Raw genomic sequence first — 25,738 nt, 5'->3', positions numbered from 1 at the left:
CCCTCCTCTTGATGACGGCGAGCGTGGAGGCACAGGTGAGCGTCAAGCAACCGGGCACATACGAGGCCATCGTGGCGCGGCTCGACGCCTGCCTTGCGGCGGGCGAGAACGACCGGGCCTGCGTGGAGGCGGCGCTGGCCGATTGCCTGAACGCGGGCAGCTACGAGGCTTGCGCCCAGCATGTGGCGGGCGCGATGCTGGCGCGGGCCGAGGAGGCCTGCTCTGGCGGTTTGCCGGACCCGGGCTGCAAGCTGAGGGTCGCGGGCGAGGCGCTGATCGCGGCGCGAAAGGAGGCGGCGAAATGAGGTGGATGATAGCACTGCTGGCCCTGACCGGATCGGCGATGGCGCAGGACGTGCCATTTGACCCTGCGGTGACCGAGCAATGCGAGGCCAACGGGCCGGAGCTTGCGGAGCGCGAGGCCTGTATCGGGCAGGGTGCGAACCTTTGCATGGATCGGATGGAGGGCGGCCATTCGACCATGGGGATGAACGGCTGCCTCGATGCGGAGTTGCAGTATTGGGACGGACGGCTGAACGCGCATTACCGCGAGGCGATGGCGCGGGCGAAGGCATTTGATGCGGATATGGCGACGGCGCAGAACGGGCTGCTCTCGTCGGAAGAGACGTTGCGGGACATGCAGCGGGCGTGGATCGCCTATCGCGATGCCAAGTGTGACTTCGTTCGGTCGCAGTGGAGCGGCGGCACCGGGCAGGGGCCTGCGATGCTCAGTTGCCTGATGGTCGAGACCGGGCGGCAGGCGCTGTGGCTTCAGGTGCAAGCGGTGAACATGTGAGCGGGGAGAGCGAACTCCCTGACCGCGACCGCCGGATGGAGGCGGCGCTGGCTGCCGCGATGGCGGAGCAGAAGAAGTATGAGCAGAAGCGGTATTCGCGGCTCGGGCGCGGGGCCGAGAAGGCGACGGCTCCGATTGGCGGGCTGCTGCGGCGCTTCGTGCCGCCGGGGCTGCTGCGCCGGGCGCTGGTGGTGGCGGACCGGGGCGCGGGCTGGACGCTGCCTGTGGCCCTGCATGACACCAACGATCTGGCCGCCTGCGACGCCTCGGCGCTGCGCGTGCAGGGCTGGGCGGCGGGCACTGGAGCGGCCTCTGGCGGGGCGGCGGGCTGGTTTGGCGGGCTGGGGATGACGCTGGATATTCCGGCCACCATCAGCCTCGCGGCCCGCACGGTGCGGGCGACGGGGCAGGCCTATGGCTTTGAGGGGGAGGGCGAGGAAGAGCTTGTCTTTCGCCTGATGGTGCTGGAGCTGGCCACGGTGCGCGGGTTGGAGGGGCGCAAGGAGAGCCTTGGCAAGGTGAACCAGTTGGCCCGTGAATTGCAGAGCCCCGAGGTGCGCTACGTGCTGGAGAAGGGCGCGGATTGGGTGGTCGACAAGGTCGTCGACCGGGTGGCGCGGGGGCTTGGCACCGACCTGCTCAAGCGCAAGGCGGCGCAGGTGGTGCCGCTGGCGGGCGCGGCGATTGGCGCGGGTGTGAATGCGAGCTTTCAGACAGATGTGGCGCGGGCGGCGCGGTATGGGTTCAGGCTGCGGTGGCTGATGCACCGGCAGCTTCTGCCCGCCCCAGAGGCCGCGCCGGAGGAGACGGAATGAAGATCAGATCACAGCTTGTCGTGAAGTCCGAAGACTATGCCGCCAACCGGGCGGCCTCGGAGGCGGCGCTGGCCCGCGCACGGGAGGCGGCGGAGGCGGCGGCGCTGGGCGGCGGCGAGAAATCCCGCGCGCGGCATGTGAGCCGGGGCAAGATGCTGCCGCGCGACAGGGTGGCGGGGCTGCTCGACCCGGGATCGCCGTTTCTGGAGGTGGGCGCCACGGCGGCGCATGGGATGTATGGCGGCGATGCCCCGGCGGCGGGGATGATCGCAGGTGTCGGCCGGGTGAAGGGCCGCGAGGTGATGGTGCTGGCCAATGACGCCACGGTGAAGGGCGGCACCTACTATCCGATGAGCGTGAAAAAGCACCTGCGGGCGCAGGAGATTGCCGAGCAGTGCCGCCTGCCGTGCGTCTACCTGGTGGACAGCGGCGGGGCGAACCTGCCGAACCAGGATGAGGTCTTTCCGGATCGCGACCATTTTGGCCGGATCTTCTACAACCAGGCGCAGATGAGCGCGAAGGGGATTGCGCAGATCGCGGTGGTGATGGGCTCCTGCACCGCCGGGGGCGCCTATGTGCCGGCGATGAGCGATGTCAGCATCATCGTGCGCGAGCAGGGCACGATCTTTCTGGCCGGCCCGCCGCTGGTGAAGGCGGCGACGGGCGAGGTGGTGAGCGCCGAGGATCTGGGCGGCGGGGATGTGCATACGCGGCTCTCCGGCGTGGCGGATATGCTGGCAGAGGATGACGCCCATGCGCTGGCGCTGGCGCGGGAGGCGGTTGGCTCGCTTCAGGGGTATGGCGGAGGCGAGACAAGTCTCGAACTGCGCCCGGCGGAAGCACCTGCTTATGACCCGGACGAGATTCTCGGGATCGTGCCGAGCGATCCGCGCCAGCCGTGGGACATTCGGGAGGTGATTGCCCGCGTGGTGGACGGCTCACGGTTTGACGAGTTCAAGCCGCGCTATGGCGAGACGCTGGTGTGCGGCTTTGCCCATGTGGAGGGGATGCCGGTTGGAATCGTGGCCAACAACGGCGTGCTCTTCAGCGAGAGCGCGGTAAAGGGGGCGCATTTCGTGGAGCTGTGCTCGCAACGCAAGATCCCGTTGGTGTTTTTGCAGAACATCACCGGCTTCATGGTCGGGCGGAAATACGAGAACGAGGGGATCGCGCGGCACGGGGCGAAGATGGTGACGGCAGTGGCGACGACCTCGGTGCCCAAGATCACCCTGCTGGTGGGTGGCTCCTTTGGGGCGGGCAACTACGGGATGGCCGGGCGGGCCTATTCGCCCCGGTTCCTCTGGACATGGCCGACCTCTCGGATTTCGGTGATGGGCGGCGCCCAGGCGGCGGGGGTGCTCGCCACGGTGAAGCGCGATGCCATCGAGCGGGGCGGCGGCGCGTGGAGCGCGGAGGAGGAGGCGGCCTTCAAGCAGCCGGTGCTGGACCAGTTCGAGAAACAGTCGGACCCGCTCTATGCCAGCGCGCGGCTGTGGGATGACGGGATCATCGACCCGCGAAAGAGCCGCGAGGTGCTGGCGCTCAGCCTGCGCGCCGCACTGAACGCGCCCATCGAGGAGACGCGCTTTGGCGTGTTTCGGATGTGAGGCGGCTGAGACGGTGGCGCTGGCGGCTGGCAATGCTGGCGGCCCTGCTGGTGGCCGGGCCGGGGCTGGTGGACATGGCCTTCGGCTACGCGCGGCAGGCCGGCACCTGCCGGGTGACCGCCGTGGTGGATGGCGACACGGTGAAGATGATCTGCCCCGAGGAAGGCCGGGTGCGCGGGCGGATCGTGGGGCTGGATGCGCCCGAGGTGAAGGGCGATTGCATGGCTGAGCGCTGGGCGGCATGGCGGGCCACGCAAGCGCTGCGCTGGCGGCTCTGGACGGCGCGGCGCGTGGGCGCGGAGCCGGGCGGGGTGGACCGCTACGGCCGGGTGCTGGTGCGGCTCACGCTCGACGGGCGCGATGCGGCGCAGGGGATGATCGACAGCGGCCACGCCCGCGCCTATGGGGGCGGCAAACGGCAAGGATGGTGCGGAGGCACGGCATGAGCGAAGACGGCAAAGAGGCGCGCGAAGGGCAGTTTACCTATGGCGCGCGCGACCCGGTGAGCGGGCAGCGCTGGGTGCATGTGACCGGGGAGATGGTCGCCGCGCATCCGCAGGGGCGGCTCAACGTGGCGCTCTACGCGGTGGTGCTTTTTCTCTTCGGGATGGCGGCCTGGCGACTGGTGCTTTGGACCTTCGTCTTCGGCGGGGTCTGGATGGGGGTGGAGGTGGTGGCCTTTCTGCTCGCCGCCGCGGCGCTGTTCTTTCGCCTGCCGCCGGGCGGCTGGCTCGGGATCACCGCCTGCGCGATGGTGCTGGTGGATTTTGCCACCGGCATGAAGACCGCGTGGGGGGGGCAGCTCTGGGCGCTGGGCGAGGCCGTGGCTGCGGTGGTGGCAGGGTTCTACCTGCTCACCGGCGAGCGGCCCAATTTCATCTACCGGCACCGATACCTTGCGCGGGAGGGCGAGGGCGATGTTTGACAAGATCCTGATCGCGAACCGGGGCGAGATCGCCTGCCGGGTGATCGACACCTGCCGGAGGCTCGGTGTGAAGACGGTGGCCGTGTTCTCCGAGGCCGACGCGGGCGCGCGGCACGTGGCGATGGCCGATGAGGCGGTGTGCATCGGGCCGGCGGCTTCGGCGGCGAGTTACCTCGACATCGGCAAGGTTGTGGCCGCCGCGGTGGAGACCGGCGCGCAGGGCGTGCATCCGGGCTACGGCTTTTTGAGCGAGAACCCGGAGTTCGTGGCGGCGCTGGACAAGGCGGGCGTGACCTTCATCGGGCCGAGCGCAGAGGCGATCCGGGCGATGGGGCTGAAGGATGCCGCCAAGGCGCGGATGGAGGCGGCGGGCGTGCCTGTGGTGCCGGGCTACCACGGCGCCGAGCAGGACCCGGGGCGCTTGGAAGCCGAGGCGGCGCTGATCGGCTACCCGGTGCTGATTAAGGCCGTGGCGGGCGGCGGTGGCCGGGGCATGCGGCTGGTCGCCGGACCGGAGGGCTTTGAGGAGGCGCTGGAGTCGGCCCGGGTGGAGGCGCTGGGGGCTTTTGGTAACGGCGACGTGCTGATCGAGAAATACATCGAGCATCCGCGCCATATCGAGGTGCAGGTCTTCGGCGACGGCGAGACAGCGGTGCATCTGTTCGAGCGGGATTGCTCGCTGCAACGGCGGCACCAGAAGGTGATCGAAGAGGCGCCCGCGCCGGGGATGACCGAAGAGGTGCGCGCGGCGATGGGCAGCGCCGCCGTGAGGGCGGCGGAGGCGATCGGCTACAAGGGCGCGGGGACGGTGGAGTTTATCGTCGACGGCTCCGGTGGGCTCAGGGCCGATGGCTTCTGGTTCATGGAGATGAACACGCGGCTGCAGGTGGAGCATCCGGTGAGTGAGGAGATCACCGGGGTGGACCTTGTGGAGTGGCAGCTGCGGGTGGCCTCGGGCGAGGCTTTGCCGATGCGGCAGGAGGATCTGGCGATCCGGGGTCACGCGATGGAGGCGCGGCTCTATGCCGAGGATGTGCCGGCGGGGTTTTTGCCTGCGACCGGTCGGCTGGAGCGGCTGCGCTTCGGGCCGGGGCGGGTGGATACCGGCGTGCGGGAGGGCGATGTGATCAGCCCGCATTACGACCCGATGATCGCCAAGCTGACCTGCCACGGAGCAACGCGCGACGAGGCGCGGGCGGCGCTGGCGCGGGGGCTGGCGGAGACGGAGGTGGCAGGGGTTGTCACCAACCTCGGGTTCCTCGGACGGCTGATCGACCACGCGGCCTTCCGCTCCGGCGATGTGGAGACCGGGCTGATCGGGCGCGAATTGGAGGCGCTGGTGGCGCCCTGCGAGACGCCGGGGCTGCTGGCTCTGGCGGCGCTGGCGGCGCTGGGGTTGAACGATGCGACACCGGGCGAGGGCTTTGCACTCTGGGCGCCGCTCAGTTGGCCGGTGGTGCTGCTGCGCGGGGACGAACGGATCGAAGGAAGCGTTGCGGCGCTGGGCGGCGGCGCCTTTGCGGTAGAGATCGGCGGGGCCGAGGTGGAGGCGCGACGCGGGCCGGAGGGCTGGGTGCTGGATGGCCGCCCGGCGGCACCGCGGGCCGAGGTTATTGACGGCAAGGTGCATGTGTTCGGCGCGGAGCCGATGGTCTTTGCCCTGCCCGACCCGCTGGAAGCGGCGGGTGAGGCGGCGGGCGAGGGGGCAGTGATGGCCCCGATGCCGGGTGTCGTGCGCTCGATCCATGTGCGCGAGGGCGAGACGGTAACGGCAGGCGACCGGCTGGCGGTGATGGAGGCGATGAAGATGGAGCACGTGATGCGCGCGCCGCGCGACGGCGTGGTGGCGGAGCTGGGCGTGGCGGCGGGCGACCAGTTGGAGGCCGGGGCGTTGATCGTGAGGATCGAGGAGGGGGCGGCATGAGCGGGGCGGGCTGCGCTTTGGCCCTTCGGGTTGGCATCGCGGTTGCGAGGAGCAGCGCGTGATCCGGCTGCACCACTGTCACCAGACCCGCTCGATGCGGGTGCTCTGGCTGTTGCATGAGCTGGCGGTCGACTTCGAGCTGGTGGTCCACCCTTTCGACAAGTCGCTGCGGGCGGCGGGTTATCTGGCGCTGAACCCCGCGGGGCGGGTGCCGGCGCTGGAGATCGATGGCGAGGTCTGGTGGGAGTCGGGCGCGATCGTGGAGCTGCTCTGCGAGCGCTTTGCAGATGCCGGGCTGGGCCGGGCGCCGGGGGAGCCGGAGCGGGCTGAGTGGCTGATCTGGGTGCATTTTGCCGAGACCATCAGCCAGCATCTCGCGGCGCTCACCCAGCAGCACATCATGCTCTACGACGACACGATGCGCAGCCCGGTGGTGATGAAGCTGGAGGCGGCGCGGTTGGGCAAATGCTTCGAGGCGCTGAACCGGCGGTTGGAAGGGCGCGAGTACCTGCTCGACGGTGGCTTTTCGGCCGCGGATGTGGCCGCGGGGCAGGCGGTGTACATGGGGCAGCGGTTTGCGCCGGTGGCTGATTATCCGGCCCTCGCGGCGTGGTGGGCGCGGGTCTCGGCGCGGGAGGCGTTCAAGGCTTCGCTCCCACCGGAGGGGGCGGATTTGCTCTACAAGGAGGAGTTTTACGCGCCATGGTAGCTGTGGAGATCTTCGAGGTCGGTCCGCGCGACGGGCTGCAGAACGAGAAGGCCGTGATCGGTGTGGCCGAGAAGGTGGCGCTGGTGGATTGCCTGAGCCGCGCGGGGTTTCACCGGATCGAGGCGGCGAGTTTCGTCAGCCCGAAGTGGGTGCCGCAGATGGCCTCCTCGGGGGAGGTGATGGCCGGGATCACCCGTGCGGAGCGGGTGAGCTACTGGGCGCTGACTCCGAACATGAAGGGCTATGAGGCGGCGCGCGCGGCCGGGTGCGACGGGGTGGCGGTGTTCGGGGCGGCGACGGAGGGCTTCAGCCGGGCGAACCTGAACTGCTCGGTGGACGAGGCGCTGGCGCGCTTTGCGCCGGTTCTGGAGGCCGCCAAGGCGGATGGGGTGCCGGTGCGGGGCTATGTTTCGGTCGTGACGGACTGCCCGTTCGAGGGCGAGGTCGATCCGGGCGCGGTGGCGAAGGTGGCGGGGGCGCTGCTGAGGATGGGCTGCGTGGAGGTCTCGCTGGGTGAGACGTTGGGGCGCGGCGTGCCGGAACGGGTCGATGCGATGCTGGCGGCGGTGCTGGGCGAAGTGCCTCCCGAGCGGCTGGCGGGGCATTTTCACGATACAAGCGGGCGCGCGCTGGAGAACATCGAGGTGGCGCTGGAGCGCGGGCTGCGGGTGTTCGATGCCGCCGTGGGCGGGCTGGGCGGCTGCCCCTATGCGCCGGGCGCAGCGGGGAATGTGGCGACCGAGGCGGTGGCGGCGCGGCTGGCGGAGTTGGGCTATGAGACCGGGCTCAACATGGCGGTGATCGAAGAGGCTGCGGCGATGGCGCGGGCGATGCGGGCGGGGTAGAAAAATCTTCACGAAGATTTTTGGGGCGGGAAGAATTTTCGTTAAAATTCTTCGACATCGGAGGGTGTGATGGGCTGCACGAGAATTGAGATCGACGGGCGTGGCGTGGCCACGCTTTGGCTCACGCGGGCGGAGAAGCACAATGCGCTTTCGGCCGAGCTGATCGACGAGATCCACGGTGGGATTGAGCGGCTGGGGGCGGATGAGACGGTGCGCGTGGTGGTGCTGGCGGGCGAGGGCAAAAGCTTTTGCGCGGGCGGTGACCTCGGCTGGATGCAGGAGCAGATGGCGGCCGATGGCGAGACCCGCGCGGCGGAGGCGTGGCGGTTGGCGGAGATGCTGGGTGCGGTGAATGCCTGCCCCAAGCCGGTGATCGGGCGCATCCACGGCAACGCTTTTGGCGGCGGGGTCGGCATGGCCTGCGTCTGCGATGTGGCGGTGGCGGCGGAGGGCGCGAAGTTTGGCTTTACCGAAACCCGGCTCGGGCTGATCCCGGCGACGATCGGGCCCTATGTGCTGGCGCGGATGGGGGAGGCCATGGCGCGGCGGGTGTTCATGAGCGCGCGGCTCTTCGGGGCGGCGGAGGCAGTGACGCTGGGCGTGGTGGCCGAGGCGGTGCCGGAGGAGGCGCTGGACGCGGCGGTGGAGCGGCAGGTGCGGCCCTATCTGGATTGTGCGCCGGGCGCGGTGGCGGAGGCCAAGGCGCTGGCGCTGCGGCTGGGCGCGGCGCCTACGGAGGTGGAAGTGGAGGCCAGTGTGGAGGCGCTGGTGCGGCGCTGGGAGAGTGCGGAAGCGGGCGAGGGGATTGCCGCGTTTTTCGACAAGCGCAAGGCGCCGTGGATGGGCTAAGGCCGCGCGTGACGGCGCTCCCGCCCGTCCACCCCGCACCGCCACGCGCGGTGTTCCTCAGTCGGCAGGCGGTTTCAGGCCCGCGAGGGCGGGATTGAGTATTTCCAGTAAGAAAATGCAGAAAGTTATGCGAGGCGGCGGCGCGATGGGCGTGGGTTCGCAGGGCGCGTTCTTGGGCCTTGGGGGCGAGCGCGGGATCGGCTAGAATCGGCGGCAATGAAGCAGTCACCAAAACGGGGAGACACCCGATGATGCGAGCAGTGCTGAACAGGCGCGGATTTATGATTTCAACGGCGGCGACCGGGCTCTTGGCCGCCTGCGGAGGCCCCGGCGGCTTTGATGCCGTGGCGCCCTCTGCGCCCGACCCGGCGATGCGGCCGGTGGCGGATGCGGGCTTTGATGCCTGGGTTGCCAGCTTCAAGGGCCGCGCGGCGGGGGCCGGGATCAGCCAGGGCGTGATCGACCGGGCGTTTCGGGGCGCGGGGTTCATCCCCGGTGTGATCGAGCGCGACCGGAACCAGGCCGAGTTCAAGCGGTCGTTCGAGGATTACCTGTCGCTTGTCGCCAGCGAGAAGAAGGTTGCGATGGGCCGGAGCGCCTTTGCCAGCCAGCGCGGGCGCTTGAATGCGATCGAGGCGAAGTACGGGGTGCCGGCGGAGATTTGCTGTGCGATCTGGGGGGTGGAGAGCACTTACGGCACCCGGCGCGGCGATATTCCGGTGATCTCGGCCTGCGCGACGCTGGCCTATGAGGGACGGCGCGGGGCGTTTTTCGAGAAGCAGCTGATCGCGGCGCTGCGCATCCTGCAGGCGGGGGACACCACGCCGGAGCGGATGGTGGGCAGCTGGGCCGGGGCGATGGGGCACACCCAGTTCATCCCCACGAGCTTTCAGCTCTTCGCGGTGGATTTCACCGGCGACGGGCGGCGGGATATCTGGGGCGAGGACCCGAGCGATGCGCTGGCCTCGACGGCGGCTTACCTTGCCAAGAACGGCTGGCGGCGCGGCGAGCGCTGGGGCAGCGAGACCACGAGCGGCGGGTTGCAGCCCGATCCGGGCGGGCCGCGCTTTGCCGTGGGGCACAACTTCAACGTCATCAAGCGCTACAACAACTCCGACAACTATGCCTTGGCGGTGGGCTACCTGAGCGACCGGATTGCCGGGCGTGGCGGGTTGCAGGCCGAGTTCGGGCCGGACCGCTACGGGCTGACCCAGAAGCAGCGGATGGCGTTGCAGGAGGGGCTGAACCGGGCGGGCTATGATGCGGGCACGCCGGATGGGGTGCTGGGCAACAAGACGGCGGCGGCGATCCGGGGGTATCAGCAGGCGAACGGGCTGCCGGTGACGGGCGAGCCTTCGATCGCGTTGTTGCAGCGGTTGGTCTGAGTTGAGGCGTTGGAGTGGGGGTTTTGCACCCCCACACCCCCGCAGAGATATTTTCAGCAAGAAAATGAACGGGGCGGTCCTTCTGGGGGCCGCCCTTAGTGTTTGGGGAGGGCGCGGATGGTGCCGATCTCGACGGGGCGGTTCTGGCGGGCGGAGGCGCAGGCGGCGAAGGTGAGGGCGAGGGTGGGGAGGGTGGTTTCGGCGGCGTTTGCCGGGGGGCGGTTTTGCTCGATGGCGCAGAGGAGTTCGCCCATCGCACCGCGGAAACCGTCGTTGAACCATGTGCCGGTGAGGGCGGGCGTGGCGTGGCCTGCGGCGGTGGTGAGGGTGACTTGTTGTTGGCCGAGGTCGGGGCCGGTCGCGTGCAGGGTACCGTGGGTGCCGGTGAGGAGGGTGGTGTCGCGCGGGCCGTAGGCGGTGGCGCCGTCGAAAGTGAGGGAGGCCTGCCCGCCGTCGAGCGAGACGAGGGCTTGGGCGAGCAATGGGGTCTTTGCGGTTTGTCCGGCGGCACAGGCGGAGGTGGCGGTGACGGTTTGCAGGCGGCCCGGCGCGAGGGTGGCGAGGAAGTCGAACCAGTGGATCGCGAAGTCGTAGAGGATCAGGTCGGGGATTTGCTCGAAGGGGGTGCCTTCGACCCAGGTGTGGTTCCAAGCGATTTGCACGTGGGCGGAGGTGAGGGTGCCGATCTGGCCGGAGAGGACGGCCTCGCGCATCCAGGCGAGGTGCGGGGCCCAGCGGCCGTTGTGGTTGACGGCGAGGTGGAGGTTGTTGGCGCGGGCCAGGGCGATGAGGCGCTCGGCGTCGTCCAGGCTTTCGGTGAAGGGTTTCTGGGAGAGGACGTGTTTGCCCGCCTTCAGGGCGGCTTCGATGAGGGGGAGGCGGTCTGCCGGGTGCGGGGTGATGTCGAGCACTTTGATCGTGGGGTCTTCGAGGATGCTCTGGAAATCGGTTGTGGTCCGGGCTTCGGGGAAGAACTCTGCGGCGCGGGCTTGGGCGCGGTGGAGGCTGCGATTGCAGATGGCGGCCACATGCCAGTTAGCGGTGCGGTAGGCGTCGAGATGGGCGCCCGCGATGCCGCCTGCGCCGACGAGGGCGATGGGGGGCGGGTTGTTGGGTGTGGGCGGCTGGTAGGGGAGGTTGGGGGCGGGGACTTCCGCTGTTTGGGCGGACTTCAGGGCATAGCTGTCGGCGTCCGGTTCGCTCATGGCAGCAGCGCGAGGGTGCGCTTTTCGGCGGCCGATTGTGCTGCAGTGTCGATGATGCGTTGTGCGGTGAGGCAGAGCGCGGGGTCGAGCGGGCCGTCGATGGGAGCGCCGGATTTCAGGCGGGTCAGCACGTACTCGATGGGGTTGGTCTCGCCTGCTGGGAGGGGCGTGACGGGGACCGCGTGGATCTCGGGGCGGGCGCGGGTTTGTAGGGTGACGTGGTCGGCGTAGTCGTGGCTGGTGAGCGTGCCGTCCGTGCCGATGAAGGTGAAGCCGCATTTGGGCTGGGGCTGGGTGATCCACGGGTCGGTGAAGGTGCCCCAGCGGGTTTCCATCTTCGAGAGGCCTTTTGCGTAGCGGCAGATGGTGATGGAATGCTGGTCGACCTCGATGCCGGGGGGTTCGTCGATGACGCATGTGACCTCGAGCGGGGCGGCGCCGTTCATGTACCAAGTGCCGAGGGTGGCGCCGTAGCCGAGGTAGTCGAGCAGGGAGCCGCCGCCGGAGGCGCGTTTGTACCACCAGGAGCCGGGCTTCTGGCGTTCGACCTCTTCGGGCGTGACCTCGACCTTGTCGGCCAGATGGAACAGCGGGCCGCGGTTGCCGCCGTAGCTGCGGACCTCCAGCAGCTCGCCGATGGTGCCGGCGTCGATGATTTCTTTGGCAGTGACGTGGCTTTCGACCCAGCGGAGCGGCCAGTTGATCGCCATGCGCCCGCCGCCAGCCTCCATCGCGGCGATCATCCGGCGCGCATCGGCGGCGGAGGCGGCGAAGGGCTTTTCGACGAAGAGGTTGGTGCCGGTGGGGGCGATGCGCTCGGCCATATCGGCGTGTGTCGCAGTGGAGGAGCAGAGGATCGCGAGGTTTGGCGCGGTGGCGAGGGCGGCGTCGAGATCAGTGAAGAGGCGATCTTGGGGCACGCCGAAGGTTTGGGCTGCGGGCTGCATCCGCGAAGGGTCGGGGTCGTAGAGGGCGCAGATCTCGGCTTCGCGGTGGGCGTGGACCATGCGCAGCAGGTCGCCCATGTGCATGTGGTCGAAGGAAATGCCGGCGATCTTCATGGCGTTACCTCGTGTCGGTGAGCCTCAGGTGGATGGCGGCGACGCCAAGGATGATGCCGCCGAAGAGGATGCGGCGCACGCCTTCAGGCATTTGCAGCAGCGTCAGCATGGTGCCGAGAACGGTGAGGATGAGCGCACCGACGATGGTGCCAGCATAGCCGCCACGCCCGCCGAAGATGGAGGTGCCGCCGATCACCGCCGCGGCCACGGAGGGCAGCATGAGCGGCACGGCGAGGGAGAGCGAGGGGGCCTTGATGAGACCGACGTAGAGCAGGCCCGCGATGCCGGCGATGAGGCCGGAGAGGGCATAGAGCGCGAGATGGACCTGCCAGCCGCGCACGCCTGCGAGCCGTGCTGCGCCCTCGTTGTCGCCCATCGCGAAGAGCAGGCGGCCAAAGCCGGTGCGGCGCTGCGCGTAGAGGATGAGGGCGGCGAAGGGGAGGAAGAGCACCAGCGCGTTGGGGAAGCCCCATGTGCGCCCGGTGCCGAGCCAGGCCAGGGCCTCGGGCACTTCGGAGCCGGTGGCGATGACGGTGCTTTGGTAGACCTGCAGGCAGCCGGTGCCGATGAGGCCGGTGCCGAGGGTGATGATCAGCGGGTGGACGCGGAAGAGGCCGACGCCGATGCCGTTCAGCAGGCCGATGGCGATGGCGGGCAGAAGCGACAGCAGGATCGCCCCGGTGGCGCCGTAGAAGGGCACCAGCGTGGCCATGACGAAGCTGGAGATGGTGGCGACGATGGCGGCGGACAGGTCGATGCCCCCCGTCAGCATGGTCAGGGTCTGGCAGGCGGCGAGCATGGCCAGCGGAATGGCGAACTTGACGGTGTTGGCGATCCAGCGTTCGCCGACGATGCCGGGGCGCATGATTTCGAGCGTACCGACGAGCAGGGCGAGCAGGATCAGCAGCGGGATGATCGGGTAGTCGCGGAGGAGGGCCTTGGCGCGGGTCATCAGAGCTTTCCTTTCGCCGCGAGCAGCCCGCCGATCATGACGACGACGACCATGATGGTGCCCTCGATGATGGCAGAGACGTTGGGGTCGACCGAGAGCAGGGTGAGGTCCATCCGCACCAGCCGCAGGATGAAGACGGCGATGAGCGGGCCGAGAAGGCCGCCCTTGCCGCCGCCGAGGACCACGCCGCCGAGCACCACGGCGGCGACCGAGGCCAGCAGGTAGGGGCCGGGGATCGGCTCGCCGATACCGGTGGAGAGGGTGAGGGTGAGGCCGCCCATCGCGGCGAAGAGGCCGGCGATGCCATAGGCGACGATCCGGGTGCGGCCAACGCTCACGCCGGAGCGGAAGGCCGCGAGCGCGTCGGAGCCCACGGCATAGAGCGAGAGGCCGGTGCGGGAGCGGCGGATCGGGAGCCAGACGAGGGCGACGAGCACGAGGAGGAAGATCAGCGAGCGCGGGATGCCGGTGAGGCCGGGAATTGGAAGGCCGCCGATGATGAGGCCGCGGAGCCAGTCTGCCGCCCGCCCGCCGGGGGCGTTGAGGATCAGGAGCGCCACGCCCTCGTAGACGAAGAGCATGGCGAGGGTGACCACAATGTCCGGCACACGGGTGATTGTGATGAGGAAGCCGTTGAGCGCGCCCATGGCCGCCCCCATGGCGAGGACGAGGAATACCACGCCGAGCGCGGCGGGGCCGGAGGCGCCCTCCATCAGCACGGCGGCGGTGACGGAGCAGACCGCCATGATAGAGGCGATGGAGAGGTCGATGCCACCCGCGATGACCACCACGGCCTGCGCCACTGTGGCGAAGGCGAAGGGCAGGGCGGCGCGGGCGAGGCTCTCGATGCCAGACGCGCCGAAGCCGGGCTGGATCAGCTTGGTCGCCACGAAGAGCAGGGCGAGGATGACGGCGAGGCCGGTGATCCAGGCGTGTTTGCGCAGGGCCTTCATGCGGCATCCCCCGTCAACCCGTAGGCGGCGCGCATGAGGCGCGGCTCGTCGGCCTCTGCGGCGGGCATGGTATCGACCACGCGGCCGTTGAAGATGACGATGCAGCGGTCGCAGGCCATTTGGATTTCTTCGAGTTCGGAGGAGTAGAACAGCACCGAGGCGCCGGAAGCGGCCAGCTCGCGGACCAGCGGGTAGATCTGGCGCTTGGTGCGCACGTCGATCCCTCGGGTGGGGTCGAAGAGCAGGAGCGTGTCGCAGCCGTGGGCGAGCCAGCGGCCGATGGTGACTTTTTGCTGGTTGCCGCCGGAGAGGCGGCCGACCTCTCCTTGGGCGCGGGTGTCGATCTGCAGGCGGTCGATGGTGTTGGCCACCACCTCGCCCTCGCGGCGCATGTTGATCGGGCCCCAGGCGCGGGCGCGGGCGGAGAAGGGGAGCGCGAGGTTGTCGCGCACGCTCTGCTGCATGGCGAGCGCATCGGCCCGGTTGCCGGGCACGAAGGAGAGACCGGCGGCGATGGCATCGGCGGGGTGGGCAAAGCGGCGGGGCGTGCCCTCGACCTCGATGCTGCCCCGGTCGGGTTTGCGGGCGCCTGCGAGCACCTCGAAGAGTTCATCCTGCCCCTGACCCTCGAGCGCGACAACGCCGAGCACCTCGCCGGGGTGAAGGGCGAAGCTGACATCGCTGAGTTTGCCGGTGGCGCCGAGGTTCTTGACCGCCACGCGGGGCGTGCCCTGCGGGGGCGGTGCGGCGCGCTGAGCGGCGGTTTCGCCGGGCTTGATCGCCTCGCCCAGCATCATCTCGACGATGCGCTCCTCGGCGCCGTCTTCGATGGGCACTTCGCCTTGGGTCAGGCCGTCACGCAGCACCACGGCACGGTGACAGACGGCGGCGATCTCGGCGAAGCGGTGGGAGATGTAGATCACGGAGCGGCCCGCCTTGGCCTGTTGCTTCACCACCTTCAGGACGGCCTCCACGAGATCGGTGGGGAGCGCGGCTGTCATCTCGTCGAGCAGGAGCACATCCGGCTCGGAGGCGAGCGCGCGGGCGAGGTCGATGATGCGCAGGGTGGCGAGGGGCAGCTCGCGGATCATGGCGGTGAGGTCGAAGCGCTCGAAGCCCAATTCGGCCATCCAGGCGGTGAACTTGGCCGGGTCGGTGCCGCCGAGGCGGAGGTTGTCGGCCACGTCGAGATCGGGGATCAGCGAGGGCTCCTGGTAGACCGGCACGAGGCCAGACTTGCGGGCCCCTGCGGGGGAGCCGACCGTGCGCTCGGTGCCACGGATCTTCACGTGCCCGCCGTCCGCACGAAGGGCGCCGGTGAGGATTTTCACGAAGGTCGACTTGCCCGCGCCATTCGCGCCCATCAGGGCCACGATCTCGCCGCGGCGGATCGTGAGGGCGGCGGCCTTCAGGGCCACGACCGCGCCGAACCGCTTCTCTACGCCGCTCGCATCGAGCAGCGGAGCCTCATTGGTCATGTCGCCTCTTTTATCTTCTTGGTCAGTGAGTTGGCCGGGCACCTTGAAGCGCCCGGCCAAGGGGATTTATTCGCCTGGGCCTTTGCAGGCGATGATCTCTTCCATCGAGTAGTCGGTCCAACCCTCGATCTGGACCGAGACGGGCCATTCAGGGTCCAGATCGGGGTTCTGTGCGCCCGCGATCATCTCTTTGCCCTTGTCGTCGTTGTTGGCCCAGAGCGCCGGGTCGACGAGCACAACGCGCTCTTCCGGGGTCTGGCCTTCGAGGATCTGGAGCGCCAGCGTAACGCCCGCGCCGCCAATGGAGCCGGGGTTGGTGACGGCTGCGCCGGTGAGGCCCTCGACGGTGGCGAGCTGGCCGACGAAACCGGCGTTGTCGGCGCCGACGACGGGCACCAGATCAACATCGCTCTCGACCAGAGCGTCGACGATCACGTTGTCGATGCCGGAGGTCCAGATGCCATCGAAGGGGATGCCAGTGGCGATGTAGTCGAGGATCTGCTGCTTTCCCTTGTCCTGCTGCCAGCCGGTGAAGACCTCTTGCGCCACCGACACATCAGGGAATTCCTCGAGCGCGCGCTTGAAGCCGCGGTCGCGGTCGTCATCCGCCGCGGCCCCCGCCGCGCCGCGCATGTAGACCACCGAGCCGGAGCCGCCGATGGTTTCGAACAGCCACTTGGCGCCGAGATAGGCGTATTCTTCCTGGTTGTTGGAGAGCACGTAGGCGGCGTCTGCGTTGACGCCTTGGTCCACGGCCACGACGACGATGCCCTTGTCGGTCGCCTCCTGCACCGCGTCGGCGATGCCGTCGGGGTTGGCGGGGTTGACGACGATGGCATCGACGCCCGCCTCGATCAGGTTGCGGATGTCTTCCGACTGGCCGGCGGCATCGGTGTTGCGGTGGGCGATGTTGAGGCTGTCGACCTTGCCCGAGACGAGGGCCTGCGCCTTCATCGCGCAAACCATCTCCTCGCGCCAGCCGTTGCCCTGCACGGTGTTGGAGATGCCGATGGTGTATTCGGCAGCGGCCATGCCGGTGAGTGCCATGGTCAGGCCCGCAGCGGCGGTGGTGGTTTTCAGAAGTTTCTTCATGGTTCTCCCTCCCTGGGATAAGTTATCAATTATAATCACTTGAACGGGTTACTTGATGTACGGGCTCAGCACCTCACGGGCGAGGAGGAAGCCGCGTTTCACGGCCTCGTCGTCCTTTTCGAAGACCTTGTCCTCGTGCTCGATGATCACCGGCCCGTCGTAGCCCGCGCGGTAGAGGCCGGAGAAGAAGCCGGGCCAATCCACATCACCCAGCCCGGGCATGCGCGGCACCTGCCAGCCCATGCCGACGCTCATGGTGCCGTTCTCGTAGAGCCCGTCACGGTCGATCATAACGTCCTTGGCGTGGACATGGGCCATGCGGGGGCCGAACTCCTTGATGAAGCGGGCTTGGTCGATGAACTGCCAGACAAGGTGCGAGGGATCGAAGTTCATGCCCACGGCATCGCCCCACTCCTCGAAAATCCGGCGCCAGATCTTGGGGCTGTAGGCGATGTTATGGCCGCCGGGCCACTCATCGTAGCTGAAGATCATCGGGCAATTCTCGAAGCAGAGCTTGACGCCCGCGTCCTCGGCATGGCCGACGATGGGTGAGAATATCTGCTGCGCGCGCTTCCAGTTTTCGTCTATATTCAGAGACTTGTCGCCACCAATGAAGGTGTTCACCACCGGGACGGAGAGCGTGGCGGCGGCTGTGATCACATGCTTGAGATGGGTGAGCACCTCTTCTCGGTGGGCGGCATCGGCGTGGAGCGGGTTTGGGTAGTAGCCAAGGCCGCTGATGCTGACGCCCAGTTCGGCCAACCCGCCGGTGATCTCTTGCGCCTGACCTTCGGAGAGGCCGTTGCAATCGATGTGGCTGGTGCCCGCGTAGCGCCGGGCCTCGCCACCAGAGGCGGGCCAGCAGGCGACTTCGAGCACGCCCATATCGACATCGGCAGCCCATTTGGCCACCTCCATCAGTGGGGTGCTCTCGAAGGGTGCGGTGAGAATGCCGAGTTTCATGGTCGTTTTCCTTGTCTTGTCCGCGCCTTATCTGCCGATCTTCACCCATGCGCCGCTCTGGGCGCTGGCGAGGACGGCCTCGCAGAATTCCATCTCGAAATGCCCGTCGGCAAAGCTGGCCCAGGTCGAGCCGGGCTGGCGGCCACCGGCGGCGATGTCGCCATAGACCTGCCGGAAGAGGGCGAAGAAGGTGTCGGCAAAGCCCTCCACATGGCCGCCGGGGAGGCTGGCAGCGGCGGCGCCGGCGGGGTTCATCAGGGCGGCATCGCGTTGCAGGATCTGGTTGGCGCCGTCGCGGTGGCCGATGAAGAGGTGATCGGGGGTTTCCGAGTTCCATTCGGCACTGGCGGCGCTCCCGGCGATATCCCAGTGCAGCGAGTTCTTGCGCCCGGGAGAGACTTGGCTGACCGTGAGGGAACCGCGCGCGCCGGAGGGATAGCGCAGTAATATCAGCGCGGTATCTTCCGTTGTTACAGTGACCTTCTCGGTCGCGCCGGAGGCGGCGCTGAAGGTTGCGACCGGGCCGGTGGGCTTGTCACGCTCCTTGATGAAGGTGCTGAGTTCGGCCAGCACCTCGACCGGCTTTTCGCCCGCGATGAAGCTGGTGAGGTCGGCCCAATGGGTGCCGATATCGCCGACCGCGCGCAGGGCGCCGCCCTTGTCGCCCTCGAGGCGCCAGTTCCAATCGGTCGGCTTGGCGAGCCAGTCCTGCACGTAGTGGCCGGTGACGAGGCGCAGATCGCCCAGATCGCCCGCCGCGACCATGCCGTGGGCCTGCTGGTTGAGCGGGTAGAAGCGGATGTTGTAGCAGACGGCGCAGGTGAGGCCGGAGGCGGCGGCCAGTTCGACCAGTTCGGCGGATTCGGCTGCCGTCATGGTCAGTGGCTTTTCGCAGACCACGTGCTTGCCGGCGGCGATGAGCGCCTTCACCTGCGGGAAATGCAGGTGGTTGGGGGAGGTGACGTGGACGGCCTGCACTGAGGCGTCGGCGCACAGCTCCTCGAGCGAACAAAAGCTCTGTGTGCCCAATCCCTTGGCCGCCTCAGCGCCGCGTTCGGGCGAGGAGCCGAGGACGCCGCGCAGATCCACCCCGAGCCGCCGCAGCGCCCAGACATGGACAGTTCCGATAAAGCCGGTGCCGATCACCGCCACGCCGATGCGCGAGAAATCCGTCATCGCGTTTCGCCCCCAAGCGGGGCGCCTCCCTGTGTGAAAGCCTCAGACAACCGAATACCCTCCGTCAACCGGAATACATGCGCCCGTCATGAATTTTGCCGCCTCGGATGCCAGAAACAGCACCGGCCCGGCGATGTCTTCGGGCTCGCCCCAGCGGCCCAACGGGGTGCGGGCGTTCACGTTGGCGACGTGGTTGGCATCCTCGCGGCTGCGCGCGGACTGGGCGGTGACGATGAAGCCCGGAGCGATGGCGTTGACCCGGATGCCATCGGGCGCCCAGGCTATGGCGAGCGACTTGGTGAGTTGCTGCACGGCGGCCTTGGAGGCGCCATAGGCCGGGTTCTTGGGGCTGCCGAAGCTTGCGTACATGGAGGCGATGTTGATGACGCTGCCCTTGCTGGCGGCCAGCTGGGGCTGGTAGGCGAGGGCGCAGCGCATGGAGCCGGTGAGATTGATGTCGACGACCTTGGAGAAGAACTCGGGCGCCATCTCTTCGCCGCGCGCGGTGATGGCGGCGCAGTTGACCAGCACGTCGAGGCGGGGCGTGGCGGCGGAGAGGGCTTCAACCGCCTGCATGTCGGTTACGTCGAGCCGGGTGTAGGGGAAGTGGGCGTCTGCCGGGTCGGCGGCCGGTTCGACCCCGGTAATGGCAACCTCGGCCCCTGCCTCGGCGAAGGCGCGGGCGATGGCGGCACCTATGCCGGCACGGCTGGCGCCAATCACCAGCACATGCCTGCCGATGAAATCGAAACCCGCGCGGGCGTTCTGCCCGTTGTCCCCTGTCTTCAGTGCCAAGTCTCCCCCCGGGCGGCGTGCGCCTCATGGCTTGTAATCGATTACAGAGACGGGCGCAGTTCGCCAATGGTGGCTCTGTAAACGATTACATAGTCATTACGGTGGCAACGGATTGTCAAGCGGCGAATCTCGCAGGCAAAGTGCGGAAAACGCGGCAGGAGGCAGAGATGGTGCAGATCAGGGCTGAAGGAATCGGGGTAGATTTCGCGCCTGAACTCGGGCTGATCGAGGCGTGGCGTGTGCAGGATGGCGGGCATGAGGTGGCGCCGTTTCACCGGGCGCCATGGGTCGGGCGGGAGGCGATGCCGGAGGGTGCCCCGCCGCATCTGGCCCGGCTGGGCGGGGATTTCTTTTGTGCGCCGTTCGGGCAGGCCGGGGGCGGGGTGCCGCTGCACGGCTGGCCCTGCAACAGCGCGTGGGATGTGGAGGCGCGCGGGGGCGAGTTGCGGGCGGTGCTGCGCCATGAGGTGCAGGGCGCGCGGCTCACCAAGCGGCTGGCGCTGCGAGATGGCGAGCCGTTCATTTATCAGACGCATGTGTTCGAGGGCGGGGCCGGGGCGATGCCTGTGGCCAACCATGCCAATATCGCCCTGCCGGACGGCGGGTATATTCGTACTTCGCCCAAGCGGCGCTGGCAGACAGGAGGTGCGGCGCTGGAGGCTGATCCATCGCGAGGGCGGTCGGCCTTGGCCTATCCGGCGCGGGCCACGGATGCGGGGGCCTTTCCGGGCGCGGCGGGGCCGGTGGATTTGGGGCGCTACCCTTGGGGCGACCGGCATGAGGATTTCGTGGCTGGGGTCGAGGCGGAAGATTCGTCGCTAGGCTGGACGGCGGTGACGCGGCCTGCACAGGGAGACCTCTACCTGTCGCTCCGCAACCCGCGCACCCTGCCGATGACCATGCTCTGGCACTCGAACGGCGGGCGCGACTACGCGCCGTGGAACGGGCGGCACAAGGGGTGCCTCGGGGTGGAGGAGGGCTGCGCGCCGCACCTGATCGACGCGCCGGAGATTGTGCCGCCAGCGTTGGGCGGCGGGCTGGAGGTGCGGCACCTGACGGGTGCGATCGCCTGGCCCTGCGGCGCGCCGGTGGCCCGGGTGGAGGCGCTGGGGGAAGCGCTGCGCGTGACCGGCGAGGATGGCACGGTGCGGGAGCTGGCCTGCGACACCGGCTTTCTGCAACTCTGAGGGATGGACAGTGCTGGCGCGGGTTGCCATCGTCGCCGCAACGCATGAGGGAGGTACACCGATGAAAACGCGGGTGGCGCTGTTGCGCCAGATGGGGGCGGAGCGGCCCTATGGCGAGAGCAAGCCGCTGGAGATTGTCGAGGCGGAACTGGCGGAGCCGGGGCAAGGCGAGATCCGGGTGAAGATGGCGGCGGCGGGCTTGTGCCATTCTGACCTCAGCACGATCAACGGCGACCGCCCGCGCGAGATGCCGGTAGCACTCGGCCACGAGGCGAGCGGCATGGTCGAAGCGGTGGGGCCGGGGGTGACGCGCTTTGCGCCGGGCGACCATGTGGTGCTGGTTTTCGTGCCGACCTGCGGGCAATGCGTGCCCTGCGCCGAGGGGCGGCCTGCGCTTTGCGAGCCTGCGGCGGTGGCGGCGGTGAACGGCACGCTGCTGACCGGCGACAAGAAGATCAGCGTCGATGGGGCGGTGGTGAACCACCACATCGGGGTGTCGGCCTTTTCGGAGCATGCGGTGGTGCATGAAGGCTCGGCGGTGAAGATCGACAAGGACATTCCGCTCGACAAGGCGGCGCTGCTGGGCTGCGCGGTGTTGACCGGCGTGGGCGCGGTGCTGAACGCGGGCAACCTGAAGGCCGGACAAAGCTGCGCGGTGGTGGGCCTTGGCGGCGTGGGATTGGCCGGGCTGCTGGGGGCGATTGCCGCCGGGGCCGGGCAGGTGGTGGCGGTGGATATCGCCGCCGACAAGCGGGAGTTCGCGCTGGAGCTCGGTGCACATATGGCCATCGACCCCTCTGAGGAGGGCGCGGTGGAGAAGCTGAAAGAAGCGACCGGCGGCGGGGTGGATTTGGCGGTGGAGCTGGCGGGCGTGGTGCCCGCGCTGGATTTTGCCTGCAAGATCACCCGGCGCGGCGGGGCGACGGTGACGGCGGGGCTGCCGCACCCCTCCAAGGTGCTGGAGGTGCCGGTGGCGGCGCTCACCGTGTCTGACGCCACGATCCGGGGCAGCTACGTGGGCTCCTGCGTGCCCAAGCGCGACATCCCGCGCTTTGCCCGGATGATGCAACAGGGGCAGCTCCCGATCGAGAAGCTGATGACCCACAAGATCCGGCTCGACGAGATCAACGAAGGGTTCGAGCGGCTGGCGGCGGGGCAGGCGATCCGTCAGGTGATCGAATTCTGAGGGCGGTCAGCCCGCCAGCGCGGGGCGGCCCGGGGCGATGTCGTCGGCCTTGAGGCCGGTGTCGCCCACCGCCTCCTCAGCCGGGCGGCCCAGCACCAGCGTGGCCGCGAGCCGGGCGGCGCCGGGAGAAGTCTGCACGCCCGTGCCGCCTTGTCCGGCCAGCCAGAAGAAGCCCGGTGCGTCCGGCGCAAACCCGACGACCGGCAGGTGATCGGGCGCAAAGCTGCGCAGCCCGGCCCATTTGCTCTCGATCCGGCGCACATCGACGGCGCAGGTGGTCATCAACCGGTCGACGCAGATGGCCACGTCCATCTCCTCGGGCTGGGCATCATAGGGGGCTGAGGGCGTCTCGTCGGCGGGGGAGGCGAGCAGCCGCCCGGCGTCCGGCTTCACGTAAAAGTCTTCTGGCGCGTCCACGATCATCGGCAGGGCGGCCACATCGATGCCCTCGGGGGCGGCCACGGTGATGGCGGTGCGGCGCTTGGGCTGGAGGCCGACCTTGGCCACGCCGGCGAGGGCGGCCATGTCGTCGGCCCAGGCGCCCGCGGCGTTGACGACCACGCCCACCCGGAGGCTTTCCTTGCCCAGCGTCACGCGCCAGCCGTCCCCCTCGCGGGCAAGGGCTGTGACTGGCGTGCCCATCTGCATCTGCGCGCCCGCCGCTTTTGCCTGCCGCAAGAAGCCCTGAAGCAGCGCGTGAACGTCGATATCGCTTGCGCCCTCGTCGAGAAAGGCGCGTTTTACATGGCCGGGCCGCAGGATCGGGGCGCGGGCCTCGGCCTCTTCGCCGCTCATCCAGATCAGCCGCTCGGGGTCGCGCATGTGGCCGGGCAGGGCTTCGAGCATGGCGAGTTGGTCTTCGCTCGCGGTGCGCATCAGCCCGCGCGGGGTGAGCAGGGGCACCTCGGCAAACCCCTCGGGCGGGGCGTCGAAGAAGGGGCGGGAGAGGGCGGTGAGTGCCTGCATCGCACTGCTGCCGTAGCCCGGCGCGAAGAGCGCGGCCGAGCGGCCCGAACTGTGGTATCCGGGCTGACGCTCCGCCTCGATCAGCACCACCGAGGCGCCCTTGGCGATTTCGGCTGCGGCCGAGACCCCTGCGATCCCGCCGCCTAACACGGCAACGTCGAAATCTGTCTGCATATCCGGGCTCCTTTTGCGCACAGACCTGCCCGGATCGGCGGCGGCGCACAAGGGGCAGCCTTCAGCCGCAGATATCCACGAGGGTGCCCCACTCGGTGCAGAGCGCGCCAAGGTCGGGGGTGAGGGGGGCGTCGGTGAAGAAGCGGTCGATGGCGGCGAGCGAGGCGATGCGGGCCGGGGCGGAGCGCTGGAACTTGGAGTGGTCGGCCACGAGGAAGGTGCGGCGGGACTGGGCGAGGATGGCCTGGCTGACGCCGACCTCCTGAATGTCGAAGTCGAGCATGTCGCCCTCGCGGTCGATCGCGGAGCAGCCGACGACTGCCAGATCGAACTTGAACTGCTGGATCGTCTCGGAGGCCAGCTTGCCCACCAGCCCGCCATCGGAGCGGCGCAGGGTGCCGCCGGTGACGACGATCTCGCAGTCGGAATTGGCGGCGAGGATGTTGGCGACGTTCATGTTGTTGGTGACGACCAGCAGGTTGCGATGGCCCATCAGCTCGCGGGCGACCGCCTCGGTGGAGGTGCCGATGTTGAGGAAGATGCTGGCGTTCTCGGGGATCTGCGCGGCGCAAGCGCGGGCGATGGCGGCCTTGCCCTCGAGGTTCAGCGAGCGGCGCTCCTCATAGCCGATGTTATGGGTGCCGGAGGCGAGGATCGCGCCGCCATGCACGCGCTCGATCTGCCCGGCTTCGGCCAGCTCGGAAAGGTCGCGGCGGATGGTTTGCAGGGTGACGCCGAAGTGCTCGGCCAGCCCGTCGACGGTGACTTTGCCGTCGCGGCGGATGATCTCCAGCATCTCGGGGTGGCGAAAGGCTTGGCTCACGTGTGGCGTCTTCCCGGTCGTCAATGGTCGGTTCTTTTCGCATGGAGCTTGGGCGCGAGCAATTGAATTTGCGGGCGTTAAGCGGGCGTGGCGGAATTTTCGTGATTTTGCCGCAGCTTCGCCGCATCGCAGCGTTTTGCGCCGCTTTGCGGCAAGTGCTTGTGGGCGTTGCGGTTTTTGAAAAACGAAAACAAACGAACATTTTCGCTTTCGCTGTGCCGCGACTCGGTGCATAACTCCCGCTGAGGACACTTGGGAGGATTTCGTGTCGGAGGGGGCACCCGCAGAACCGGTCGACCTGTTCGTCATCGGCGGCGGCATCAACGGATGCGGCATCGCCCGTGACGCGGCAGGGCGTGGCCTTTCGGTCAGCCTGGCCGAGATGGGCGACCTCGCGCAGGCGACCTCTTCCTCCTCCACCAAACTCTTCCACGGCGGGCTGCGCTACCTCGAGTTCTTCGAGTTTCGCCTTGTGCGTGAGGCGCTGAAGGAGCGAGAGGTGTTGCTGCGGAACATGCCGCACATCTCATGGCCGATGCGATTTGTCCTGCCGTATCATAGGGATATGCGGTTCGAGAAGGCGACGCCGACCTCGAAGTTGCTCTCGATCTTCATGCCGTGGATGCGGGGCCGTCGCCCGGCGTGGCTGATCCGCTTTGGCTTGTTTCTCTACGATCACCTCGGCGGGCGGAAAATCTTGCCCGGCACCCAGACCCTTACGCTGAAGGGGCGGGAAGAGGGCAAGGTGCTGCAGGAGCGGTTTGAGCATGCCTATGAGTATTCTGACTGCTGGGTGGATGACGCCCGCCTCGTGGTGCTGAACGCCCGCGATGCCGAGGCGCGCGGGGCACGGGTGATGACGCGGACCAAGGTGCTCAGCGCCGGGGTCGAAAACGGCCTCTGGCAGGTGGAAACGCAAAATACCGAAACCGGCGAAACCACGCGCCACAGCGCCCGGATGCTGATCAATGCAGGCGGGCCGTGGGTGGGCGAGATCATTCGCGGCACGATCCGGTCAAACTCTTCCGAAGGCGTGCGGCTTGTGCGGGGCAGCCATATCGTGACGCCGCGCCTGACCAAATACGAAGACAAGGCCTACTTCTTTCAGGGTGAGGACGGGCGGATCATCTTTTCGATCCCCTATGAGCGCGACTTTACCCTGATCGGGACCACCGAGGAGGCGCATGAGAGCCCGGATGTGAAGCCCGAATGCACGCCAGAGGAACGCGACTACCTGATCGATTTTGCCAACCGCTACCTGCGCGAGCCGATCAATGCCGACAACGTGGTGTGGACCTACAGCGGCGTGCGCCCGCTCTATGATGACGGCGCCAGCAGCGCGACGGCGGCGACACGGGATTACACGCTGAAGGTGGATACCTCGGCCGGCGCGCCGGTGCTCAACATCTTCGGCGGCAAGATCACCACCTACCGGCGGCTGGCCGAGGCAGCGCTGGAGAAGATCGCGCCGCACTTTCAGGGTCTTGGCCGCAAGTGGACGGAGAACGCGCCGCTGCCGGGCGGGGATTTTGCCCATGATGGCGTCACAGAGTTGCGGGATGGGCTGGTGGCGGATTTTCCGTTTTTGACCCAGGATCACGCGCTGCGGCTGGTGCGGGCCTATGGCACCGAGGCGCGGGGTATTCTGGGGGAGGCAAAGGCTCTTTCGGACCTGGGCCGACCTTTTGGATACACGCTCTGGCAGGCCGAGGTGGATTGGCTGATGGCGCATGAATACGCCCGTAGCGCGGCCGACGTGCTGTGGCGGCGGAGCAAGCTTGGGCTGCATTTGAACGAGGACGAGGTGCAGGCCCTCGACAGCTACATGAAACACCACCGGCGGGACGCAAGCCCGGCGGCGGCGGAATAGGG

26 protein-coding genes are annotated in these 25,738 nt (G+C 68.3%); 15 read left to right on the top strand and 11 right to left on the bottom strand.

From position 1 onward, the window contains the following. Positions 1–11 precede the first annotated feature (11 nt). From ACUXVX_RS14340 to ACUXVX_RS14290, 11 genes are all read left to right on the top strand, one after another. Entirely contained in the window at positions 12–305 is a 294-nt protein-coding gene (locus ACUXVX_RS14340) for a hypothetical protein (RefSeq protein WP_446308824.1), read from the top strand. Beyond that, positions 302–796, top strand: a complete 495-nt coding sequence (locus tag ACUXVX_RS14335; RefSeq protein ID WP_446308823.1) for a lysozyme inhibitor LprI family protein — start codon at positions 302–304, stop codon at positions 794–796. The genes ACUXVX_RS14340 and ACUXVX_RS14335 overlap by 4 nt, the downstream gene beginning before the upstream one ends. Continuing rightward, positions 793–1,611: an EcsC family protein gene (locus ACUXVX_RS14330; RefSeq protein WP_446308822.1), complete on the top strand. Its 819-nt coding sequence runs from the start codon at positions 793–795 to the stop codon at positions 1,609–1,611. Before ACUXVX_RS14335 ends, ACUXVX_RS14330 begins: the two co-directional genes overlap by 4 nt. Next, positions 1,608–3,218 (top strand): carboxyl transferase domain-containing protein, encoded by a 1,611-nt coding sequence (locus ACUXVX_RS14325; RefSeq protein WP_446308821.1) that lies wholly within the window; start codon positions 1,608–1,610, stop codon positions 3,216–3,218. Before ACUXVX_RS14330 ends, ACUXVX_RS14325 begins: the two co-directional genes overlap by 4 nt. Before the next feature lie 32 nt (positions 3,219–3,250). Further along, the gene (locus ACUXVX_RS14320; protein WP_446308820.1) at positions 3,251–3,664 is read left to right on the top strand and encodes a thermonuclease family protein; all 414 of its coding nucleotides are present in this window, start codon (positions 3,251–3,253) and stop codon (positions 3,662–3,664) included. Beyond that, the gene (locus ACUXVX_RS14315; protein ID WP_222468924.1) at positions 3,661–4,143 is read left to right on the top strand and encodes a hypothetical protein; all 483 of its coding nucleotides are present in this window, start codon (positions 3,661–3,663) and stop codon (positions 4,141–4,143) included. Before ACUXVX_RS14320 ends, ACUXVX_RS14315 begins: the two co-directional genes overlap by 4 nt. Continuing rightward, positions 4,136–6,067, top strand: coding sequence for an ATP-binding protein (locus tag ACUXVX_RS14310; RefSeq protein ID WP_446308819.1), 1,932 nt, complete (start codon positions 4,136–4,138; stop codon positions 6,065–6,067). Before ACUXVX_RS14315 ends, ACUXVX_RS14310 begins: the two co-directional genes overlap by 8 nt. Before the next feature lie 58 nt (positions 6,068–6,125). Further along, positions 6,126–6,776, top strand: coding sequence for a glutathione S-transferase family protein (locus ACUXVX_RS14305; protein ID WP_446308818.1), 651 nt, complete (start codon positions 6,126–6,128; stop codon positions 6,774–6,776). Beyond that, positions 6,770–7,621 carry a hydroxymethylglutaryl-CoA lyase gene (locus ACUXVX_RS14300; protein ID WP_446308817.1) on the top strand — a complete coding sequence of 284 codons (852 nt, stop codon included), beginning with the start codon at positions 6,770–6,772 and terminating at the stop codon, positions 7,619–7,621. The genes ACUXVX_RS14305 and ACUXVX_RS14300 overlap by 7 nt, the downstream gene beginning before the upstream one ends. A gap of 69 nt (positions 7,622–7,690) precedes the next feature. Further along, positions 7,691–8,470 (top strand): crotonase/enoyl-CoA hydratase family protein, encoded by a 780-nt coding sequence (locus ACUXVX_RS14295; protein ID WP_446308816.1) that lies wholly within the window; start codon positions 7,691–7,693, stop codon positions 8,468–8,470. 281 nt (positions 8,471–8,751) lie between these two features. Continuing rightward, positions 8,752–9,855 carry a lytic murein transglycosylase gene (locus ACUXVX_RS14290; RefSeq protein WP_446308815.1) on the top strand — a complete coding sequence of 368 codons (1,104 nt, stop codon included), beginning with the start codon at positions 8,752–8,754 and terminating at the stop codon, positions 9,853–9,855. Positions 9,856–9,950: 95 nt separating this feature from the next. Here ACUXVX_RS14290 and ACUXVX_RS14285 read toward each other — a convergent pair whose 3' ends face one another. From ACUXVX_RS14285 to ACUXVX_RS14245, 9 genes are all read right to left on the bottom strand, one after another. Next, a complete protein-coding gene (locus ACUXVX_RS14285) occupies positions 9,951–11,060 on the bottom strand; it encodes a Gfo/Idh/MocA family protein (protein ID WP_446308814.1) in 1,110 nt (369 codons plus the stop codon). Further along, positions 11,057–12,121, bottom strand: a complete 1,065-nt coding sequence (locus ACUXVX_RS14280; RefSeq protein WP_446308813.1) for a Gfo/Idh/MocA family protein — start codon at positions 12,119–12,121, stop codon at positions 11,057–11,059. The genes ACUXVX_RS14285 and ACUXVX_RS14280 overlap by 4 nt, the downstream gene beginning before the upstream one ends. Before the next feature lie 4 nt (positions 12,122–12,125). Continuing rightward, positions 12,126–13,073, bottom strand: a complete 948-nt coding sequence (locus ACUXVX_RS14275) for an ABC transporter permease (protein WP_222468931.1) — start codon at positions 13,071–13,073, stop codon at positions 12,126–12,128. Further along, complete coding sequence (locus ACUXVX_RS14270) at positions 13,073–14,026, bottom strand: ABC transporter permease (RefSeq protein WP_446308812.1); 954 nt, start codon at positions 14,024–14,026, stop codon at positions 13,073–13,075. The genes ACUXVX_RS14275 and ACUXVX_RS14270 overlap by 1 nt, the downstream gene beginning before the upstream one ends. After that, positions 14,023–15,504, bottom strand: a complete 1,482-nt coding sequence (locus ACUXVX_RS14265) for a sugar ABC transporter ATP-binding protein (protein ID WP_446308811.1) — start codon at positions 15,502–15,504, stop codon at positions 14,023–14,025. The genes ACUXVX_RS14270 and ACUXVX_RS14265 overlap by 4 nt, the downstream gene beginning before the upstream one ends. A 66-nt stretch (positions 15,505–15,570) precedes the next feature. Next, complete coding sequence (locus ACUXVX_RS14260) at positions 15,571–16,596, bottom strand: substrate-binding domain-containing protein (RefSeq protein WP_222468934.1); 1,026 nt, start codon at positions 16,594–16,596, stop codon at positions 15,571–15,573. A gap of 48 nt (positions 16,597–16,644) precedes the next feature. After that, positions 16,645–17,559, bottom strand: a complete 915-nt coding sequence (locus ACUXVX_RS14255) for a sugar phosphate isomerase/epimerase family protein (RefSeq protein WP_446308810.1) — start codon at positions 17,557–17,559, stop codon at positions 16,645–16,647. A 27-nt stretch (positions 17,560–17,586) separates the two neighbouring features. Further along, positions 17,587–18,735: a Gfo/Idh/MocA family protein gene (locus ACUXVX_RS14250; protein WP_446308809.1), complete on the bottom strand. Its 1,149-nt coding sequence runs from the start codon at positions 18,733–18,735 to the stop codon at positions 17,587–17,589. Between the two features lie 42 nt (positions 18,736–18,777). Beyond that, positions 18,778–19,530 (bottom strand): SDR family NAD(P)-dependent oxidoreductase, encoded by a 753-nt coding sequence (locus ACUXVX_RS14245; protein WP_446308808.1) that lies wholly within the window; start codon positions 19,528–19,530, stop codon positions 18,778–18,780. Between the two features lie 167 nt (positions 19,531–19,697). Between ACUXVX_RS14245 and ACUXVX_RS14240 the strand changes: the two genes are divergently transcribed. Then, the gene (locus tag ACUXVX_RS14240; RefSeq protein ID WP_446308807.1) at positions 19,698–20,717 is read left to right on the top strand and encodes a hypothetical protein; all 1,020 of its coding nucleotides are present in this window, start codon (positions 19,698–19,700) and stop codon (positions 20,715–20,717) included. A gap of 61 nt (positions 20,718–20,778) precedes the next feature. Further along, entirely contained in the window at positions 20,779–21,903 is a 1,125-nt protein-coding gene (locus ACUXVX_RS14235; protein WP_446308806.1) for a zinc-dependent alcohol dehydrogenase family protein, read from the top strand. 6 nt (positions 21,904–21,909) lie between these two features. On the opposite strand, the gene ACUXVX_RS14230 is transcribed toward ACUXVX_RS14235, so the two are convergent. Both ACUXVX_RS14230 and ACUXVX_RS14225 read right to left on the bottom strand, forming a co-directional pair. Beyond that, positions 21,910–23,043, bottom strand: a complete 1,134-nt coding sequence (locus tag ACUXVX_RS14230; protein ID WP_446308805.1) for an NAD(P)/FAD-dependent oxidoreductase — start codon at positions 23,041–23,043, stop codon at positions 21,910–21,912. 61 nt (positions 23,044–23,104) lie between these two features. Next, positions 23,105–23,866 (bottom strand): DeoR/GlpR family DNA-binding transcription regulator, encoded by a 762-nt coding sequence (locus tag ACUXVX_RS14225; protein WP_222493645.1) that lies wholly within the window; start codon positions 23,864–23,866, stop codon positions 23,105–23,107. A gap of 23 nt (positions 23,867–23,889) precedes the next feature. On the opposite strand from ACUXVX_RS14225, the gene ACUXVX_RS14220 reads away from it, so the two are divergent. Both ACUXVX_RS14220 and glpD read left to right on the top strand, forming a co-directional pair. Beyond that, entirely contained in the window at positions 23,890–24,102 is a 213-nt protein-coding gene (locus ACUXVX_RS14220; protein WP_446308804.1) for a hypothetical protein, read from the top strand. A 29-nt stretch (positions 24,103–24,131) separates the two neighbouring features. Continuing rightward, positions 24,132–25,736 carry a glycerol-3-phosphate dehydrogenase gene (gene glpD / locus ACUXVX_RS14215; protein WP_446308803.1) on the top strand — a complete coding sequence of 535 codons (1,605 nt, stop codon included), beginning with the start codon at positions 24,132–24,134 and terminating at the stop codon, positions 25,734–25,736. The last annotated feature ends 2 nt before the right edge of the window (positions 25,737–25,738 follow it).

The sequence above is a fragment of the Vannielia sp. SX4 genome, from assembly GCF_052828525.1.
This window is presented reverse-complemented; position numbering and strand designations above follow the sequence as displayed.

Excerpts from the sequence above, each read along its gene's own strand:
- ACUXVX_RS14340 (WP_446308824.1), top strand. The coding sequence starts at position 12 with ATGACGGCGAGCGTGGAGGCACAGGTGAGCGTCAAGCAACCGGGCACA.
- ACUXVX_RS14335 (WP_446308823.1), top strand. The coding sequence starts at position 302 with ATGAGGTGGATGATAGCACTGCTGGCCCTGACCGGATCGGCGATGGCG.
- ACUXVX_RS14325 (WP_446308821.1), top strand. The coding sequence starts at position 1,608 with ATGAAGATCAGATCACAGCTTGTCGTGAAGTCCGAAGACTATGCCGCC.
- ACUXVX_RS14320 (WP_446308820.1), top strand. The coding sequence starts at position 3,251 with ATGCTGGCGGCCCTGCTGGTGGCCGGGCCGGGGCTGGTGGACATGGCC.
- ACUXVX_RS14315 (WP_222468924.1), top strand. The coding sequence starts at position 3,661 with ATGAGCGAAGACGGCAAAGAGGCGCGCGAAGGGCAGTTTACCTATGGC.
- ACUXVX_RS14310 (WP_446308819.1), top strand. The coding sequence starts at position 4,136 with ATGTTTGACAAGATCCTGATCGCGAACCGGGGCGAGATCGCCTGCCGG.
- ACUXVX_RS14300 (WP_446308817.1), top strand. The coding sequence starts at position 6,770 with ATGGTAGCTGTGGAGATCTTCGAGGTCGGTCCGCGCGACGGGCTGCAG.
- ACUXVX_RS14295 (WP_446308816.1), top strand. The coding sequence starts at position 7,691 with ATGGGCTGCACGAGAATTGAGATCGACGGGCGTGGCGTGGCCACGCTT.
- ACUXVX_RS14290 (WP_446308815.1), top strand. The coding sequence starts at position 8,752 with ATGATTTCAACGGCGGCGACCGGGCTCTTGGCCGCCTGCGGAGGCCCC.
- ACUXVX_RS14285 (WP_446308814.1), bottom strand. The coding sequence starts at position 11,060 with ATGAGCGAACCGGACGCCGACAGCTATGCCCTGAAGTCCGCCCAAACA.
- ACUXVX_RS14280 (WP_446308813.1), bottom strand. The coding sequence starts at position 12,121 with ATGAAGATCGCCGGCATTTCCTTCGACCACATGCACATGGGCGACCTG.
- ACUXVX_RS14275 (WP_222468931.1), bottom strand. The coding sequence starts at position 13,073 with ATGACCCGCGCCAAGGCCCTCCTCCGCGACTACCCGATCATCCCGCTG.
- ACUXVX_RS14270 (WP_446308812.1), bottom strand. The coding sequence starts at position 14,026 with ATGAAGGCCCTGCGCAAACACGCCTGGATCACCGGCCTCGCCGTCATC.
- ACUXVX_RS14265 (WP_446308811.1), bottom strand. The coding sequence starts at position 15,504 with ATGACCAATGAGGCTCCGCTGCTCGATGCGAGCGGCGTAGAGAAGCGG.
- ACUXVX_RS14260 (WP_222468934.1), bottom strand. The coding sequence starts at position 16,596 with ATGAAGAAACTTCTGAAAACCACCACCGCCGCTGCGGGCCTGACCATG.
- ACUXVX_RS14255 (WP_446308810.1), bottom strand. The coding sequence starts at position 17,559 with ATGAAACTCGGCATTCTCACCGCACCCTTCGAGAGCACCCCACTGATG.
- ACUXVX_RS14250 (WP_446308809.1), bottom strand. The coding sequence starts at position 18,735 with ATGACGGATTTCTCGCGCATCGGCGTGGCGGTGATCGGCACCGGCTTT.
- ACUXVX_RS14240 (WP_446308807.1), top strand. The coding sequence starts at position 19,698 with ATGGTGCAGATCAGGGCTGAAGGAATCGGGGTAGATTTCGCGCCTGAA.
- ACUXVX_RS14235 (WP_446308806.1), top strand. The coding sequence starts at position 20,779 with ATGAAAACGCGGGTGGCGCTGTTGCGCCAGATGGGGGCGGAGCGGCCC.
- ACUXVX_RS14230 (WP_446308805.1), bottom strand. The coding sequence starts at position 23,043 with ATGCAGACAGATTTCGACGTTGCCGTGTTAGGCGGCGGGATCGCAGGG.
- ACUXVX_RS14220 (WP_446308804.1), top strand. The coding sequence starts at position 23,890 with ATGGTCGGTTCTTTTCGCATGGAGCTTGGGCGCGAGCAATTGAATTTG.